The organism is Methylorubrum subtropicum (assembly GCF_038442325.1).
GTDB classification, from domain to species: Bacteria; Pseudomonadota; Alphaproteobacteria; order Rhizobiales; family Beijerinckiaceae; genus Methylobacterium; species Methylobacterium subtropicum.
The window spans coordinates 179,928-196,104 of record NZ_JBBXMW010000009.1 but is presented as its reverse complement, the minus strand read 5'-3'; the positions used below and the strand labels follow the sequence as shown (position 1 = coordinate 196,104).

Annotated in this window: 16 protein-coding genes; 11 read left to right on the top strand and 5 right to left on the bottom strand. The window is 69.9% G+C overall.

Annotated elements, in window-relative coordinates:
- Positions 1–91: 91 nt before the first annotated feature.
- Positions 92–595, bottom strand: coding sequence for an Lrp/AsnC family transcriptional regulator (locus AAHG03_RS14755; RefSeq protein ID WP_342151433.1), 504 nt, complete (start codon positions 593–595; stop codon positions 92–94).
- A 237-nt stretch (positions 596–832) separates the two neighbouring features.
- Here AAHG03_RS14755 and AAHG03_RS14750 point away from each other — a divergent pair, with 237 nt between their 5' ends.
- From AAHG03_RS14750 to cysN, 3 genes are read left to right on the top strand one after another with little or no spacing between them, the layout of a single operon-like run.
- Positions 833–1,642 carry a phosphoadenylyl-sulfate reductase gene (locus AAHG03_RS14750; protein ID WP_342151432.1) on the top strand — a complete coding sequence of 270 codons (810 nt, stop codon included), beginning with the start codon at positions 833–835 and terminating at the stop codon, positions 1,640–1,642.
- A complete protein-coding gene (gene cysD, locus AAHG03_RS14745) occupies positions 1,642–2,571 on the top strand; it encodes a sulfate adenylyltransferase subunit CysD (protein ID WP_342151431.1) in 930 nt (309 codons plus the stop codon). Before AAHG03_RS14750 ends, cysD begins: the two co-directional genes overlap by 1 nt.
- Entirely contained in the window at positions 2,571–3,974 is a 1,404-nt protein-coding gene (gene cysN, locus AAHG03_RS14740; protein ID WP_342151430.1) for a sulfate adenylyltransferase subunit CysN, read from the top strand. The genes cysD and cysN overlap by 1 nt, the downstream gene beginning before the upstream one ends.
- A gap of 350 nt (positions 3,975–4,324) precedes the next feature.
- Here cysN and AAHG03_RS14735 read toward each other — a convergent pair whose 3' ends face one another.
- From AAHG03_RS14735 to AAHG03_RS14725, 3 genes are all read right to left on the bottom strand, one after another.
- Positions 4,325–5,131 carry a phasin family protein gene (locus AAHG03_RS14735; protein WP_342151429.1) on the bottom strand — a complete coding sequence of 269 codons (807 nt, stop codon included), beginning with the start codon at positions 5,129–5,131 and terminating at the stop codon, positions 4,325–4,327.
- 256 nt (positions 5,132–5,387) lie between these two features.
- A complete protein-coding gene (locus AAHG03_RS14730; RefSeq protein ID WP_342151428.1) occupies positions 5,388–5,741 on the bottom strand; it encodes a phasin in 354 nt (117 codons plus the stop codon).
- Between the two features lie 290 nt (positions 5,742–6,031).
- Positions 6,032–7,303 carry a glycosyltransferase gene (locus AAHG03_RS14725; RefSeq protein ID WP_342151427.1) on the bottom strand — a complete coding sequence of 424 codons (1,272 nt, stop codon included), beginning with the start codon at positions 7,301–7,303 and terminating at the stop codon, positions 6,032–6,034.
- A gap of 170 nt (positions 7,304–7,473) precedes the next feature.
- Here AAHG03_RS14725 and AAHG03_RS14720 point away from each other — a divergent pair, with 170 nt between their 5' ends.
- The 3 genes from AAHG03_RS14720 to AAHG03_RS14710 all read left to right on the top strand — a co-directional run bounded on the left by AAHG03_RS14720 (position 7,474) and on the right by AAHG03_RS14710 (position 8,878).
- Positions 7,474–7,650: a hypothetical protein gene (locus tag AAHG03_RS14720; RefSeq protein ID WP_342151426.1), complete on the top strand. Its 177-nt coding sequence runs from the start codon at positions 7,474–7,476 to the stop codon at positions 7,648–7,650.
- Between the two features lie 205 nt (positions 7,651–7,855).
- Positions 7,856–8,434 carry a hypothetical protein gene (locus AAHG03_RS14715; RefSeq protein WP_342151425.1) on the top strand — a complete coding sequence of 193 codons (579 nt, stop codon included), beginning with the start codon at positions 7,856–7,858 and terminating at the stop codon, positions 8,432–8,434.
- A gap of 321 nt (positions 8,435–8,755) precedes the next feature.
- Positions 8,756–8,878, top strand: coding sequence for a hypothetical protein (locus AAHG03_RS14710; protein WP_342151424.1), 123 nt, complete (start codon positions 8,756–8,758; stop codon positions 8,876–8,878).
- A gap of 10 nt (positions 8,879–8,888) precedes the next feature.
- Here the strand turns inward: AAHG03_RS14710 and guaB are convergent, their stop codons facing one another.
- Positions 8,889–10,382 carry an IMP dehydrogenase gene (gene guaB, locus AAHG03_RS14705; protein WP_342151423.1) on the bottom strand — a complete coding sequence of 498 codons (1,494 nt, stop codon included), beginning with the start codon at positions 10,380–10,382 and terminating at the stop codon, positions 8,889–8,891.
- A gap of 460 nt (positions 10,383–10,842) precedes the next feature.
- On the opposite strand from guaB, the gene AAHG03_RS14700 reads away from it, so the two are divergent.
- The 5 genes from AAHG03_RS14700 to murB all read left to right on the top strand — a co-directional run bounded on the left by AAHG03_RS14700 (position 10,843) and on the right by murB (position 16,156).
- A complete protein-coding gene (locus AAHG03_RS14700; RefSeq protein ID WP_342151422.1) occupies positions 10,843–12,009 on the top strand; it encodes an FtsW/RodA/SpoVE family cell cycle protein in 1,167 nt (388 codons plus the stop codon).
- Between the two features lie 115 nt (positions 12,010–12,124).
- Positions 12,125–13,234, top strand: coding sequence for an undecaprenyldiphospho-muramoylpentapeptide beta-N-acetylglucosaminyltransferase (gene murG / locus AAHG03_RS14695; RefSeq protein ID WP_342151421.1), 1,110 nt, complete (start codon positions 12,125–12,127; stop codon positions 13,232–13,234).
- Between the two features lie 49 nt (positions 13,235–13,283).
- Positions 13,284–14,690: a UDP-N-acetylmuramate--L-alanine ligase gene (gene murC / locus AAHG03_RS14690; RefSeq protein WP_342151420.1), complete on the top strand. Its 1,407-nt coding sequence runs from the start codon at positions 13,284–13,286 to the stop codon at positions 14,688–14,690.
- Between the two features lie 3 nt (positions 14,691–14,693).
- A complete protein-coding gene (locus tag AAHG03_RS14685) occupies positions 14,694–15,230 on the top strand; it encodes an endonuclease domain-containing protein (RefSeq protein ID WP_342151419.1) in 537 nt (178 codons plus the stop codon).
- Positions 15,227–16,156, top strand: a complete 930-nt coding sequence (murB, locus tag AAHG03_RS14680; protein WP_342151418.1) for a UDP-N-acetylmuramate dehydrogenase — start codon at positions 15,227–15,229, stop codon at positions 16,154–16,156. Before AAHG03_RS14685 ends, murB begins: the two co-directional genes overlap by 4 nt.
- The last annotated feature ends 21 nt before the right edge of the window (positions 16,157–16,177 follow it).

Here is a 16,177-nt window from a genome sequence, read left to right as displayed (position 1 = left end):
CCGGGCGCCGCTGTCAACGGAGGGATGTCCGTTTTAAAGAACGCTCGCCGGAGAGAAGAGATTGTCTGTCGTTGCGGCGCAAAAAGAAAGTTTATTCTCCGACCACCGCGAGTCGCGGCTCGGCGCGGCCCCGCGGGGGCGGCGCGGGCAGCGGAAGCGCGGTGGTGGACTTCACCTTCTCCATCGCGAAGCGCGAGGTCACGTTCTTGAGCGGCAGGGTGGCGATGAGGTTCTTGTAGAAGGTGTCGTAGGCGGCCATGTCGGCCACGACGACGCGCAGCATGTAATCGACGTCGCCGGCCATGCGGTAGAATTCCAGCACCTCCGGCATGGCGGCGATGCGGTCGGCGAAGCGGTCCAGCCAGTCCTTGGAATGGTCCGCTGTCTCGATGGAGACGAACACGGTGAGCCCGAGCCCGAGCTTCACCGGGTCCAGCACCGCCACCCGCCGGTCGATCACGCCGTCGGCTTCGAGGCGCTGGATGCGCTTCCAGCAGGGGGTCTGCGACAGCCCGACCTGCTCGCCGATGGCGGCGATGGAGAGCGTGGCGTCCTTCTGCAGGAGCGCGAGGATCTTCAGGTCGATCGAGTCCAAGGTGGCCTCTCCGAAGGGGCGGTGAGGGGGCCGGACGCCCGGGGCGGCGCAGTGCCGCTCGGGTATCCGAACGAGAAGAATTTTTTATGAGCGGGCAACGATCCGCCGTGGCGACCGTTGCCGCAACGCGCGCACCGCAACGCGGATTTGCGTGTGTGGCGGGTGCGACGCCTTGACAGCGTTCGTTATAGCGAACATCTCAGAACTCCGACAAGCAGGCAATTCGATTTTACGCACATGACCGCTGCCCTCGTCCGGGCGGCCGGGGACCTCGCCGACGCAATGGCGGGGCTGGACCTTCGCGGGCGCATCCGCCTCGTCGAGGACCGCATTCCCGGTCGGCTCGTCTTCACCACCAGCCTCGGCATCGAGGATCAGGCGCTCACCCACGCGATCGCTCTCAACAAGGGCCGCACGGAGATCGTCACCCTCGACACCGGCCGGCTCTTCCCCGAGACCTACGACGTGTGGGCCGACACGGAGGCCGCCTACGGCATCCGCATCCGCGCCTACGCGCCCGAGCGGGTGGCGGAAGAAGAGTTCGTAGCAGCCGAGGGCATCAACGGCTTCCGCCATTCGGTCGCCGCGCGGCAGGCCTGCTGCGGCTTCCGCAAGGTCGAGCCGCTCGGCCGCGCCCTCGACGGCGCGGCGGCCTGGTTTACGGGCCTGCGCGCCGGGCAATCGGCCAACCGGGCCGACACGCCGCTGGCCGAGGCCGACGAGGGGCGCGGACTCATCAAGGTGAACCCGCTTGCCGACTGGACGCGCCAACAAGTCGACGCCTTCGTGCGCGAAAACTTCATCCCCTACAACGCGCTGCACGACCGGGGCTTCCCCTCGATCGGCTGCGCCCCCTGCACCCGCGCGGTGAAGATCGGCGAGGACGAGCGCGCCGGCCGCTGGTGGTGGGAACAGGAATCCAAGAAGGAGTGCGGCCTGCACCTGCACGCCCCCGAAGCCGACGTGGTTCCCGGACAGGAAGCCGCCGCTTTCGAGGAGCCCGCAGGCGCCGCGACCTCACGCGAATCGAGAAGGGAACTGGTCTGATGAGCGCCGCCGTCGCCGCGCCCGCGCGCACCCGCCTGACGCATCTGCAGCGTCTCGAGGCAGAGAGCATCCACATCTTCCGCGAGACGGTCGCCGAGACCGAGAACCCGGTGATGCTCTACTCGATCGGCAAGGACTCCTCCGTCCTCCTGCATCTGGCCCTCAAGGCGTTCGCGCCGGGGCGGCTGCCGTTCCCCTTGATGCACATCGACACCACGTGGAAGTTCCGCGAGATGATCGCCTTCCGCGACCAGCGCGCGAAGGAACTCGGCCTCGACCTCATCGTCCACACCAATCAGGACGGGCTCGCCAAGGGCATCGGCCCGGTGAGCCACGGCTCCGAGGTGCACACGGACGTGATGAAGACGCAGGCCCTGCGTCAGGCGCTCGACAAGCACAAGTTCGACGCGGCCTTCGGCGGCGCCCGCCGCGACGAGGAGGCGTCGCGCGCCAAGGAGCGCATCGTCTCCCTGCGCAACGGCCAGCACCGCTGGGACCCCAAGCGCCAGCGCGCCGAGCCGTGGCACCTGTACAATTTCAAGAAGCGGCGCGGCGAGAGCTTCCGCGTGTTCCCGCTCTCGAATTGGACCGAACTCGATATCTGGCTCTACATTGAGCAGGAAAAGATCCCGATCGTCCCGCTCTACTTCGCCGCCGAGCGCCCCGTGGTCGAGCGCGACGGCCAACTCATCATGGTCGATGACGACCGCTTCCCGCTGGAGCCGGGCGAGACCCCGCAGATGCGGCAGGTCCGGTTCCGCACGCTCGGCTGCTACCCGCTGACCGGCGCGGTCGAAAGCCCGGCCGCGTCGCTGCCTGAGATCATCGGCGAGACGCTGGCGGCCCGCACCTCGGAGCGGCAGGGCCGCGTCATCGACAAGGACGGCGCCGGCGCCATGGAGCGCAAGAAGCAGGAGGGCTATTTCTGATGACCATCCATCAGTCTCCCGAGGCGTTCGGCTACGACGCCTTCCTGCGCACGCACCAATCCAAGGAAGTGCTGCGCTTCATCACCTGCGGCTCGGTGGACGACGGCAAGTCGACCCTGATCGGCCGCCTGCTGCACGACACCAAGCAGATCTTCGACGATCAGGTGACGGCGCTCCAGCGCGACTCGCGCAAGCACGGCACGCAAGGCGGCGAGGTCGATCTGGCGCTGCTGGTGGACGGCCTCCAGGCCGAGCGCGAGCAGGGCATCACCATCGACGTCGCCTATCGCTTCTTCTCGACGGAGCGGCGCTCGTTCATCGTCGCCGACACCCCCGGCCACGAGCAGTACACCCGCAACATGGCGACCGGCGCCTCGACGGCCGATGTCGCCGTGATCCTCGTGGACGCTCGCCACGGCCTGACCCGCCAGACCCGGCGCCACGCGCTGCTGGTCTCGCTGCTCGGCATCCACCGGGTCGCGCTCGCCATCAACAAGATGGACCTGATCGGCTGGTCGCAGAACCGCTTCGACGAGATCGTCGCCGGCTTCCAGGCCTTTGCCGCTCCGCTCAACTTCGCGGAAGTGCGGGCGATTCCGCTCTCGGCCAAGAACGGCGACAACGTCGTGCTGCCGGGCGCTGCCGCACCCTGGTACACCGATGTGCCGCTGCTGCGTTACCTCGAAGAGGTGCCGGTGAAGTCGGAGGAGCGCGCCGCCGCCTTCCGTCTGCCGGTGCAATGGGTCAACCGGCCGAACTCCGATTTCCGGGGCTTTTCCGGTTTGATCGCTTCCGGCTCGGTGGCGCCGGGGGATCGCGTCACCGTCGCGCCGTCCGGCAAATCCTCGACGGTCGCGCGCATCTTCACCGCCGACGGCGATCTCGACCGCGCCAGCGAGGGCCAGTCGGTCACGCTGGTGCTGGCCGACGAGATCGACGCCTCCCGCGGCGCGGTGATCGCCACCGCTGACGCGCCGCTGACGCTGACCGACCGCCTCGACGTGCGTCTGTTCTGGGCCGCCGAGAGCGAGCTGACGACGGGCGCCGAGCTGTGGGCCAAGGTCGGCACGCAGGTCGTCAACGCCCGCGTCGCCGCCGTGCATCGCCGGATTGACCCCGAGACCGGACAGCCCGACGCGACCGACCGGCTCGCCGTCAACGACATCGGCGACGTGACGCTCCAGCTCGACCGCCAGATCGCCGTGGATGCCTACCTCGACAACCGCGACACCGGCAGCCTGATCCTGATCGACCGCGAGACCACGGACACGGCGGCTTTGGGCCTCGTCCAGGCCTCCGCCGCCCCGGCCCGGACGGAGGCCGCCCCGGCCGCCACCGCCACGCCGGAGCCCGCCCGCACCGGCGGCCTGCTCGCCGGCCTCAAGCGCCTGTTCGGCGGCTGATCGACACGCCCTCCTCGGCCCGATGGCCGGGGAGGGTCTTTTTTGCCCGCAGCGCTTCGTGAAGTCGGAGACGGTCGCTGCGCGCCATCGCCGATGCGCCGCTCGACCGGCATCTCCTATCCAAACCCCTCATCCTGAGGTGCCCGCGAAGCGGGCCTCGAAGGAGGGCTCCAGTGGTTCGCGCGACCTCTGGAGCCCTCCTTCGAGGCTACGCTACGCTTCGCACCTCAGGATGAGAGTGAGGGTTTGGAAATAGGCGCTTTCGCGGAGCCAATCCTAATCGTCTTCGAAACGCAAAAACCCCGCACCGGCCGGTGCGGGGTTTTTCGTGCGATCCATAGAAACGGAAACTAATTCCAGCGGGCGGGGCCGCTGAAGCGGTTGGCGCTGCGCAGGATGTGGCTGAAGCAGGTCAGCGAGGCGTCGGCGGCGCGCTGGAACTCGGTGACCTGAAGGCGCATCGCCTCGGCCGGGGACTTCGCCTTCGACAGCGCCTGGAAATGCGCCACCGCTGCCTCGCTCTCGCCGCGGGCGAAGGCCAGCAGCGTCGCGTTGATCTCGTTCAGCGGCTCGAAGGTCGGAATAAAGGTGAAGCGCGCGCCTGTCGCCTTGGCGAACGACTTAGCCGATGCGTCGAGCGGGGCGCGGGTCGCCTCGGTGGCGGCCTCGACGGCGGCGAGCGGCGCGGCGGCCAGCGTCATCGCGGTCTCGGCGACCTGATCGACCGTCTCGGCGGCGTGCTCGACGGCCTGGGCCTGCCCGGCCTGGACGGTTTCGGTCGCCTGCTCGACCGCCTCGGCGGCGTTGTCGACGACCTGGGCCTGGGCGGCCTCGACCGTCTCGGTCGTCTGCTCGACCGCGTCGGCGGTCTGCTCGGCGGCCTCTGCCACGGTGGCGGCAGTCTCGTCCTGCACCGCCTCGACCGTCTCCGCCGCCTGCTCGGCGGTCTCGGTCACGCTGTCGGTGACGGCGGCCTGCACCGTCTCGGGCGAGGTCTCGGCGGGAACCTCGGGGATGGCGGCGGTCTCGGTCTCGGCGGGCGCCGCATCCTGGGACGCCTCGGCCGCGACAGCCTCCGGCGCCTCGTCCACGGCGGCGGCCGGGCGACCCGTGGCGGGCGATCCCGACGAACGTCCTCTACGGCGGCTCGACGACATGGACTTCACTCCTCGGTCAAACAATCGCTCCCACCGGCCACCCCGGAGCGGGTCCGGGGCGCCGTGGGAGAGTGCGTCACGGCATGGCGCCTTCGGGACGGGCCCGTCGGCTCATGCTAACCGCATCCCGGCAGAACCGGGAGGCGTGATCGCTTAGAGCCGTATACGACCTGATTGCATCAGGTCGGCGTCTCTAAGATCTTGTTTTGCCGCGCATTCTTTCGACGAACCGGCATCCACTTCGTCGGCATGCGCTTTAGCGGGCGGCGCTCTGAGCGAGGGCACCGTACTCCTTGAACTGGGCCTGGATCGCGGCGAACTGGGTCTTTACGAACTCCGACTGGATCTCGAAGGCCTCGCGCACGTCCTTCGCACGGACGACGCGTTGGGCGTAGTCGAAGGTGGTGTCGGCGTTGGTCTTGGCGTGGTCGAGGCCCTTGAGCACGGCGGCGTGCAGGGTCGACTGGACCGTGTCGGTCGAGGTGCGCAGCTGCTCCGAGGTCTTCACGGCGCCGTTGAGGAGGGTGCCGAAGGCGTTGCGGGCCTGATCGACGCTCTTGTCGGCGAAGTCGCGGAACTGGGTGGGGATCTCGAAATTCGGGGTGTTCATGTCGCTCTCTCCTGTCTGGTCGGACCGGGAGATCGGGGCGCCGCCTCAAGCGGGGCGCCGTCCGTGTCGGATGACCGGCCCGCGTCTTATATGTTGCGGTGCAACATAAAAGTCAAGCGAGTAACCGGGCTGCCGAAGCCGGCTGACGTGAATCGGCTATGCTGCTGATTCCAATAATGGAAGCTCAAGGGCGCATGTCGGCGCACCGCCCGCGGAGGGCCGCACAGACGGCACTATAATAACGAAATCGAGCTTGGCCAACCGCTTCGCGACTGCGAAAAGCGGGTTCGTCACCGCATTGCAGCGACAGTCGTGCCATCGTTGAAATTTCCGTTCCGGCCGCTGCGCCGCTCGGCGGTTTCCTCCGCCAGCCGCCGGTAGAGGTCGAGCAGCGCCCCGGCATGGGCGGCGAGCGTCGGCGGCGCCTGCCAGTAGGCCGCGTGCGCGGCCCGGCCGAGCCGCGCGACCACGGCATCGTCCTTCAGGACCCGAAAAACCTCGGCCAGCGCCCCGGCCTCCGGCTCGACCACGAGTCCGGTCTCGCCGTGGCGCACCTTTTCGGCCGCGCCCGAGCGGTTCGAGGCGATGGCCGGAATCCCCTGCGCCAGGGCCTCGTAGATCGTCAGCGGCCCGGTCTCGTACCAGCGCGAGGGCGCGCAGACCGCCCGCGCCCGCGCCCACAGGATCGCCGCCACTTCGGCCGGGCTGCGCCAGCCGATCACTTCGGCGCCTTGCGCACGCAAAGAATCATCCAGCGGGCCGGCGCCGATGAACAGGGCCGGCAATCCGGACCGGCGAGCGGCCTCGGCCACGAGGTCGGCGCCCTTTTCCGCCGTCAGCCGCCCGACATAGGCGACCGCGTCACCCCGCTCGGGCTCGGCCGGGGCGTCGGGGGCGACCCGCACGGGGTTGTCGATGCGGTGATGGCGCAAGCGTCTTCCCGCCAGCATCGCCGCCATCCGGCTGCGGCTCGCGTCGCAGACATGGATCACGTCGAGCGGCGCGGCGCCGGCCGCGACCCGAAGCGCCGCGGCGCGCCCGACCCGCACCGCCTTGTGCAGCCGGCTCTTGGGATCGCAGGGGGCGGCAAGGCACGCGGCCGACATCGGCCGCAGGGCGCAGGGCTCGGCCTCATCGAAGCGGTAATAGACGCCGTTGGGGCAGGCGAGAAAATAGTCGTGCAGCGTCAGGACCAGCGGCGCGGGCTGCGCCAGCAGCACCGGCAGCACGGCGGGCGAGAAGGCGCGGCTCCACTGGTGCAGGTGCAGCGCATCGACCGGCTCGGGCAGGGCGTCGAGGGCAGCGGTGAGCCGCCGCGCGGCCTCGCCGTTCCAGATGCCGGTCACCGCCCCGCGCCACGCGGGCAGCGACCACACGTCGGGCAGGTTCAATGGCACACGCCGCACGCCCGGATGGTCGAGCAGCCCATCGACCGGCCCGTCCACGGCCTGGATGAAGCTCACGCGCGCGCCGGCCTCGGCGAGGCCGCGGGCAGATTCCACCGCCACCTTCTCGGCGCCGCCGCTGGCAGCGGCGAACTCGGCCAGGATCACGACATGCATGGGCGCTTCCCCAACGGCCGGCGGTCGAGGATGGCGGCAAACCCCCTGTCGTTCGGTAAACGGATCGCCGTCGATGACACGCCGAGCGACGAAACACCCCGCCGCCCCTCCGCGTTGGACCCGCATCTCCCGCCGCCGGACGCGCGGCGCCTCTTACAAGCGAGACACGGATGACCGACCAGAACACTCAGAAGGACGATCCCAAGGCCGCGGGCTTCCGCCAGGACGGCAAGGGCGACAAGGCTAACCCCGAGAACCGCCAGGACAAGGCCAACGAGCGCCTCGACGAGGCCCTGGAGGAGACGTTTCCGTCGAGCGACCCGGTCTCGGTGAAGATCACGAAGTGACCTTCGGCCCGTCGCGGTGGAGGCCGCGGCGGGCCTTACGGCTCAGCTAACCCGTTCACGCCGCTTGTGATTTGCGTTGGACGCCGAGCCTGTGGTCTCCTGTCGGCTCACACCGCCGCCGTCAGGCCGGGCGGTGACCCGAACCGTCCGGGGCCGTCGGCGACGCGCGAGGGCCCCGTCCGAACCCGTGAACGGAGGCACGCCCTTGACCACCATTCCGAAGCTCGCCCTGCTCCTGCCGCTGCTCGCCGCCTCGCCTGCGCTCGCGCAGGGGACGGAGGCGCAGCGCGCGGCCTGCGGGCCGGACGCGTTCCGGCTCTGCGCCTCGTCGATCCCCGATCCCGGCCGCACCGCCGCCTGCCTGCGGCGCGAGCGCGAGCGGCTGAGTTCCGATTGCCGGGCGATGTTCGACGCGGCCGACGCCAAGACCCGCACGGCCGCGGCCCCGGCGCCCAAGCCCGCCGCCGCGCCGGTGCGCACCGCCCGCGCCGAAGGCGAGCGCCGCAGCACCGCGCCGCGGCTTCCGCGCCAGGAGGCCGCCGCCACGCCGCGCGCCGAGCCGCGCCGTGCCGCGCGGGTAGCCCGCCTCGACCGGCCGGCGCGGGCGACGCCCCGCGAGGCCGCGGGCGCCGACGCGTTTGGCGGCTTCTCCGGTCTGGAGGCGCAGGCGCTCGGCTGGCACCGGACGCTGGCGGGCTACGCCGACTCGATCGAGCGCCGCTTCGCCCGCCTCGGCAGCGTGGATGCGGGCCGGCTCGATCTCGGCCGCCTGCCGGGCCTGTGATATCCGGCAGTCTCCGCAAGAAACCGGGCCGTCGATCACCGAAAAACTGCGGCGACGCTCAATCCATGTGAATGATTGCGGGCGGCTCTTCGGATGACGTGAAGCCCAGGCCGGATGGCTCATCCGGTTCGACTTCGGCGGCGCGCCATGGACTTGCGCCGCCGGGGCCGGTTTCTCCCGAGACTTCAGCTCCGCGGCCTCCACGGCACGCGGAGCTTTTTTATGATTTCCGCAAAGGTGTTTCCGGCAGACGGCCTAATCTACGTCAAGGCCGTCCGAATGCGCCCCGTCTACCCCTCATGAAGCGAGGGGAGACGGGCGATGATGATCGAAGACGACCCGGCGGACCCGATCGAGGATGCCGAGCACTGGGTGACCTACGTCCTCGGGACGCTGATCGCCTTCGAATGCACGATCCTCGTCGTCAGCCTGATCTGGCTGTGAGGCCGGGCGCTCAGGCCCGGCTCGGGTAGTTCGGGCTCTCGCGGGTGATGGTCACGTCGTGGACGTGGCTCTCGCGCAGGCCCGCATTGGTGATGCGCACGAACTGCGCCCGCTCCTGGAACTCCGGCACGGTCGCGGCGCCGACATAGCCCATGGCGGCGCGCAGGCCCCCCGCGAGCTGGTGCAGCACGGCGGCCACCGGGCCCTTGTACGGCACCTGACCCTCGATGCCCTCCGGCACGAGCTTGTGGGTGTCGCTGACCTCGGCCTGGAAGTAGCGGTCGGCGGAGCCGCGGGCCATGGCGCCCACCGAGCCCATGCCCCGGTAGCTCTTGTACGAGCGGCCCTGGTACAGGAAGACCTCGCCCGGTGCCTCGTCGGTGCCCGCGAGCAGCGAGCCGAGCATCGCCACCGAGGCGCCGGCGGCGATCGCCTTGGCGAGGTCGCCCGAGAACTTGATGCCGCCGTCGGCGATCACCGGCACGTCCGCGCCCTGCGCCGCCTCGACCGCCTCCATCAGCGCGGTGAGCTGGGGCACGCCGACGCCCGCGACGATGCGGGTGGTGCAGATCGAGCCCGGCCCGATGCCGACCTTGATCGCGTCGGCACCCGCATCGATCAGCGCGCGGGCGCCCTCGGCGGTGGCGACGTTGCCCGCGATGATCTGCACGGCGTTGGAGAGCTGCTTCACCCGCGCGACGCTGTCGAGCACCTTGCGGGAATGGCCGTGGGCGGTGTCGACCACGATCACGTCGCAGCCCGCATCGATCAGGCGTTCGGCCCGCTCGAAGCCGCTGTCACCCGTGGTGGTGGCGGCGGCGACGCGCAGGCGGCCCTGCTCGTCCTTGACGGCGCTCGGGTAGGCGACCTGCTTCTCGATGTCCTTGACGGTGATCAGGCCGATGCAGCGGTAGTGGTCGTCGACGACCAAGAGCTTCTCGATGCGGAACTGGTGCAGCAGGCGCTTGGCCTCGTCCTGCGTCACGCCCTCGCGCACCGTGATGAGTCGGTCGCGGGTCATCAGCTCGGCCACCGGCTGGCCGGTCTTGGTGGCGAAGCGCACGTCGCGGTTCGTCAGGATGCCGACGAGCTTGCCTCGCGAGCCGTTGGGGCCGCGCTCGACCACCGGGATGCCGGAGATCCGGTTCTTCTTCATCACCTCGAAGGCGTCGGCCAGCGTCTCGTCGGGGTGGATGGTGATCGGGTTGAGCACCATGCCCGACTCGTACTTCTTGACGAGGCGGACCTGCTCGGCCTGCTCGGCCGGCTCGAGGTTGCGGTGGATGACGCCGAGCCCGCCGTTCTGCGCCATGGCGATGGCCATGGGGGCTTCGGTCACCGTGTCCATGGCGGAGGCGATGATCGGCAGGTTGAGATGGATCGTGCGGGTCAGCCGCGTGGCGACGTCGACCTCCGTCGGCATCACCGAGGAGGCGGCGGGGCGCAGCAGCACATCGTCGAAGGTGAGGCCCTCGATGATCGAATCTGCGCTGATACGGGCCATGAACCAACTCCGGTGACGAAGACAGCGCCGGACCGAAGCGTTCGGCCAGCGGGATCGGGTTGGCAAGGGCCCGTATCACGCGACCGGGCCGACGCAAAGCGGCGGATGCGCGCGGATGTGCATGGCTGGGTGGTTGTTTTCAGTTGGGCTGTGACGCGAACGGCGCTTTTCACCCTCAACGGCCGTCATTCCGGGGCCGCGCAGCGGAACCCGGAATCCACCCGTGATGCGCGGTGCCCGGTCGCAATCGAACCGTCGCGGCCAGTCGTGGATTGCACGCCTCCGGCGCGCCCCTTCGGGTCCGGGTTCGCTTCGCGCCCCGGAATGACGGCGAGGGGAGTTGCAGGCAACCCAATCTCTGCGCCGCAGGCAACAGACCGTTAACCCTTACAGACCACCATCACGGCGGGCCGCCCGTGTCTCGTCGCGGGATGACGCGCCCTCGGAGTCGAGCCCCGCCATGATGTCGCGCGCCGAACGCAGCCCCCTGGCCGATTGGTGGTGGACGGTGGATCGCGGCCTGCTCGCGGGCCTCGGCTGCCTGATGGTGGCCGGCCTCGTCTTCCTGATGGGCGGCGGTCCGCCGGTGGCCGAGCGCATCGGCTTGCCGACCTTCTACTTCCTCAACCGTCAGGCGCTCTATCTCGCGCCCACCATCCTGCTCATCATCGCCGTGTCGTTCCTGTCGGTGCGCCACATCCGCCGCTTCGCCCTGGTGACGTGGCTGATCGGCGTCACGCTCTGCATTGCGGCGGGCAAGTTCGGCCCCGAGATCAAGGGCGCGCATCGCTGGATCCAGTTCGGCTCGTTCGGCCTGCAGCCGTCCGAGTTCGTGAAGCCGGCCTTCGTGGTGGTGGCCGCCTGGGCGTTCTCGGAGGGGGCGCAGCGTCGCGACATGCCGGGCGGGCTGCTCGCCATCCTGCTCCTGCCGGTCACCATCGTCCCGCTGATCCTCCAGCCCGATTTCGGTCAGACCATGCTGATCACCATGGTGTGGTGCGCGCTGTTCTTCGTCGCGGGCCTGCACTGGTTCTGGGTCGCGGGCCTCGGCGCGCTCGGGCTCACCGGGGTATTCGCCGCCTACACCTTCCTCCACCACGTGCGCGAGCGCATCAACCGCTTCATGGACCGCGATTCGGGCGACAGCTTCCAGGAGTTCTGGTCGCGGGAATCGTTCAATTCCGGCGGCTGGTTCGGCACCGGGCCGGGCGAGGGCGTGGCCAAGCGCCACCTGCCCGACGCGCATACCGACTTCATCTTCTCCGTCACCGGCGAGGAATTCGGCGTGCTGGTGTGCCTGGGCCTCGTGGCGCTCTTCGCCTACATCGTCATGCGCGGGCTCAAGCTCGCGCGCCGCACCGACGACACCTTTTCGAGGCTCGCCATCACCGGTCTGACCACCCTGTTCGGCCTCCAGGCCTGCATCAACATGGCGGTGAACACGCAGCTGATGCCGGCCAAGGGCATGACGCTGCCGTTCGTCTCCTACGGCGGCTCGTCGCTGATCTCGCTGGCGCTCGGCATGGGCTTCCTCGTGGCGCTCACCCGCAAGCGCCCGCGCACGACGATGCTGAGCCAGCGCCCGCCGGGCACGCTGCCGTCGGCGGTTCCGGGGATCATGCAGTGAACCCGACGGCGAACACGATCGGCACCGCTTGGCCGAGGCCGTCGGCAAGCGCGAATGTGCGTCGCCGCTCGTGCGGCGGGTCGTCCTCGAGGCGTCAGCATCGAGGACAAACAAGATGACTGTTTTTACGCCCCTGGTTCTGGTCTGCGCGGGGGGGACGGGTGGACACCTGTTTCCCGCGCAGAGCCTCGCCTACGCCCTGAAGGCGCGCGGCATCCGGGTCGCGCTCGCCACGGACGCGCGCGTCGATTCGATCGCCGGCGACTTTCCGGCGGACGAGCTCGTCACCATCGCCTCGGCCACGCCCTCGGGCCGCTCGCTGGTGCGGCGGGCCGGTGCCATGGTGACGCTCGGGCGCGGCTTCGGGCAGGCGGCGCGCGCCGTGCGCCGGCTCAACCCGGCCGCGGTCGTCGGCTTCGGCGGCTACCCGACCGTGCCGCCGATGCTGGCCGCGCAACTCCTCAAGGTGCCGACCATCCTGCACGAGCAGAACGCCGTGATGGGCCGGGCCAACGGCTTCCTGGCCAAGGGCGCCCGCGTCATCGCCACCGGCTTCGCGGACGTGCGCGGCGTGCCGGAGAAGGCGACCGCGCGCCGCGTCCACACCGGCAACCCGATCCGCCCGGCGGTTTTGTCCGTGGCCGACACGCCCTATCCGGCCCTCGACGGTAATGCTCCCCTGCGCCTCCTCGTGTTCGGCGGCAGCCAGGGCGCCCGCGTGATGAGCGAGGTCGTGCCGGCCGCCCTCGAGAAGCTGCCCGGCGACCTGCGCGCCCGCCTCCATCTCGTCCAGCAGGCCCGGCCCGAGGACCTGACCGCGGTGCAGAACCGCTACCTCGCCATGGGGCTCGCCGGGATCGAGGCGGCGCCGTTCTTCAAGGACCTGCCGAGCCGCATGGCCGCGAGCCACCTCATCGTGGCGCGCTCGGGCGCCTCGACCGTCTCGGAACTCGCCGCCATCGGCCGCCCGGCGATCCTCGTGCCGCTGCCCGGCGCCCTCGATCAGGATCAGGCCGCCAACGCCGCGACGCTCGCCGGCATCGGCGCCGCGCTCGCGATCCAGCAGAGCGCCTTCACGCCGGATCGGCTGGCCGCGGAACTGGTGGACCTGTTCGGCGCGGGCCGGAAATTGACCGAAGCGGCGGCGGCGGCCAAAACCGCCCGCATCCTCGACGCCGCCGACCGCCTCGCCGCCGTGGTGGTCGAAACCGCATCGGCTACCTGATTCAAGCCTGAGGCGCCCGTCGCGCCCCGGCTCTCGAAGGCTCCGTCACATGAAGCTGCCCGAAAAGCTCGGCCCCATCCACTTCATCGGCATCGGCGGCATCGGCATGTCCGGCATCGCCGAGGTGATGGCCAATCTCGGCTACACCGTGCAGGGCTCGGACGCGAACGACAACGCCAACGTCCGGCGGCTGGCCGAGAAGGGCATCCGCACCTTCGTCGGCCACCGGGCCGAGAACGTCGAGAACGCCGCCCTCGTCGTGGTCTCGACCGCGATCCGCCGCGACAACCCGGAACTGGTCGAGGCCCGCGAGCGCCGCCTGCCCGTCGTGCGCCGCGCCGAGATGCTGGCCGAGCTGATGCGGTTCAAGTCCTGCGTCGCGGTGGCCGGCACCCACGGCAAGACCACGACGACCTCGCTTGTCGCGACGCTGCTCGACGCCGGCAACCTCGACCCGACGGTGATCAACGGCGGCATCATCAACGCCTACGGCACCAATGCCCGCATGGGCGCGGGCGACTGGATGGTGGTGGAGGCCGACGAATCCGATGGCACCTTCCTCAAGCTGCCGGCGGATGTCGCCATCGTCACCAACATCGACCCCGAGCATCTCGACCATTTCGGCTCGTTCGACGCGATCAAGGACGCCTTCCGGCGCTTCATCGACAACATCCCGTTCTACGGCTTCGCGGTGATGTGCATCGATCACCCGATCGTGCAGGACCTCGTCGGCCATATCGAGGACCGGCGCATCATCACCTACGGCGAGAACCCCCAGGCCGACGTGCGCCTCCTCGACATCGACCTGAAGGGTGGCCAGAGCCGCTTCCGCGTGATGATCCGCGACCGCCGCCCCGGCTTCCGCTTGGAGATGGGCGACCTCGTCCTGCCGATGCCGGGCAAGCACAACGCCCTGAACGCCACCGCCGCGCTCGCGGTCGCCCACGAACTCGGCGTCTCCGAGGACGCGATCCGCAAGGCGCTCTCGGGCTTCGGCGGCGTCAAGCGCCGCTTCACCCGCACGGGCGAGTGGAACGGCGCGACGATCTTCGACGATTACGGCCACCATCCCGTCGAGATCGCCGCCGTGCTGCGCGCCGCCCGCGCCTCGACCGACGGCAACGTCGTCGCCGTGGTGCAGCCGCACCGCTACACCCGTCTGCAATCCCTGTTCGAGGATTTCTGCACCTGCTTCAACGACGCCGACACGGTCATCGTCGCCCCGGTCTATGCCGCGGGCGAGACGCCGATCGAAGGCTTCGACCGCGATTCGCTGGTGGCGGGCCTGAAGTCCCGCGGGCACCGCGACGCGCTGGCGCTGAACGCCCCGGAGGAGCTGGCCGGGCTCGTCGCCGGCCGGGCACAGGCGGGCGATTACGTGGTGTGCCTTGGGGCCGGCACGATCACCCAGTGGGCCTACGCGCTGCCGGGGGAGCTGGCGGCGTTGAAGGGGTGAGGAATGCGCTCCGCGGACGATGAGCGGAGCGGATTTCGCAAACGGCTGAGGCATGACCAGACGGAAGCGGAACGGCGCCTTTGGCTGCGTCTCCGGGACCGTCGCCTCGCTGGGTTCAAGTTCGTGCGGCAGGAGAGCGTCGGGCCCTACGTGGCCGATTTCTGCTGCCGCGAGGCGAAGCTGATCGTCGAACTCGATGGGAGCCAACACGCCGAGAGCGCTTACGATGCCATTCGGGACGCTTGGCTAACGCAGCGCGGCTACCGCGTGTTGCGCTTCTGGAACGCGAAGGCCATGACGAACACGATCGGCGTGCTCGACACGATCCTGGCCGCGCTTCCCCCCTCTCCCCGCACGCGGGGAGAGGGTCGCGGCGACCTCGTCGTCGGCGCGACAAGCGGTAGCGAAGGTGAGGGGGCGTGTCAGCCTGAGCCTCATCCGGTGCCGCCCCCTCACCCCCGGCTGCCGCCTCGCTTCGGCGACGACGAGGTCGCCGAAGCCCTCTCCCCGCGTGCGGGGAGAGGGGGAGACACTGGATGACCGCGCACTCACTCACCGACGCCATCCGCGCCGCCGCACCCAACCTCCGCGGCCGGCTCCTCGAGAACCAGTCGCTGTCCGACCTCACGTGGTTTCGCGTCGGCGGGCCGGCGCAGGTGCTGTTCAGCCCGGCCGACGAGGAGGATCTGTCCGACTTCCTCGCCGCCCTCGACCCGGCGGTGCCGGTGACCGTGATTGGCCTCGGCTCGAACCTGATCGTGCGCGACGGCGGCATTCCCGGCGTGACGATCCGGCTCGGCGGCAAGGCGTTCGGCTCGGTCGAGATCGACGGCGAGACGATCCGGGCCGGCACCGCGGTGCCGGACATGCGGTTGGCCAAAACCGCGGCGGAAGCCTCGCTGGACGGCCTCGCCTTCTTCCGCGGCATCCCCGGCTCGGTCGGCGGGGCGCTGCGCATGAACGCGGGTGCGCATGGCGGCGAGACCACCGACGTGCTCACCCAGGCCCGCGGCATCGACCGCAAGGGCGAGGCCCGGACCTTCACCCACGCCGAGATGGGTTTTCGCTATCGCCACTCGTCGGCCCCCGACGACGTGATTTTTACGCAAGCCACCTTCCACGGCCGTCCGGGCAATCGCGAAGAGATCGAAGCCGAGATGGAGCGGGTCACGGCCGCCCGCGAGGCGGCCCAGCCGATCCGCGAGCGCACCGGCGGCTCGACCTTCAAGAACCCGGATGGCGGCAAGGCCTGGCAACTCATCGACGCCGCCGGCTGTCGCGGGCTCACCATGGGCGGGGCCCAGGTGTCGGAGATGCACTGCAACTTCCTGATCAACCGCGGCGGCGCCACGGCGGCCGATATCGAGGGGCTGGGCGAGGAGGTCCGCCGCCGTGTTCGCGAATCTTCCGGCGTCGAGCTGCACTGGGAGATCAAGCGGATCGGCGTGCCCGCCACGGACGCCTGAGCCGTGCCGTCCGACCCAACC

Bases quoted from the DNA above. Each gene is read 5' to 3' on its own strand.
- AAHG03_RS14750 (WP_342151432.1), top strand. From the start codon at position 833: ATGACCGCTGCCCTCGTCCGGGCGGCCGGGGACCTCGCCGACGCAATG.
- cysD (WP_342151431.1), top strand. From the start codon at position 1,642: ATGAGCGCCGCCGTCGCCGCGCCCGCGCGCACCCGCCTGACGCATCTG.
- cysN (WP_342151430.1), top strand. From the start codon at position 2,571: ATGACCATCCATCAGTCTCCCGAGGCGTTCGGCTACGACGCCTTCCTG.
- AAHG03_RS14735 (WP_342151429.1), bottom strand. From the start codon at position 5,131: ATGTCGTCGAGCCGCCGTAGAGGACGTTCGTCGGGATCGCCCGCCACG.
- AAHG03_RS14730 (WP_342151428.1), bottom strand. From the start codon at position 5,741: ATGAACACCCCGAATTTCGAGATCCCCACCCAGTTCCGCGACTTCGCC.
- AAHG03_RS14725 (WP_342151427.1), bottom strand. From the start codon at position 7,303: ATGCATGTCGTGATCCTGGCCGAGTTCGCCGCTGCCAGCGGCGGCGCC.
- AAHG03_RS14720 (WP_342151426.1), top strand. From the start codon at position 7,474: ATGACCGACCAGAACACTCAGAAGGACGATCCCAAGGCCGCGGGCTTC.
- AAHG03_RS14710 (WP_342151424.1), top strand. From the start codon at position 8,756: ATGATGATCGAAGACGACCCGGCGGACCCGATCGAGGATGCCGAGCAC.
- guaB (WP_342151423.1), bottom strand. From the start codon at position 10,382: ATGGCCCGTATCAGCGCAGATTCGATCATCGAGGGCCTCACCTTCGAC.
- AAHG03_RS14700 (WP_342151422.1), top strand. From the start codon at position 10,843: ATGATGTCGCGCGCCGAACGCAGCCCCCTGGCCGATTGGTGGTGGACG.
- murG (WP_342151421.1), top strand. From the start codon at position 12,125: ATGACTGTTTTTACGCCCCTGGTTCTGGTCTGCGCGGGGGGGACGGGT.
- murC (WP_342151420.1), top strand. From the start codon at position 13,284: ATGAAGCTGCCCGAAAAGCTCGGCCCCATCCACTTCATCGGCATCGGC.
- AAHG03_RS14685 (WP_342151419.1), top strand. From the start codon at position 14,694: ATGCGCTCCGCGGACGATGAGCGGAGCGGATTTCGCAAACGGCTGAGG.
- murB (WP_342151418.1), top strand. From the start codon at position 15,227: ATGACCGCGCACTCACTCACCGACGCCATCCGCGCCGCCGCACCCAAC.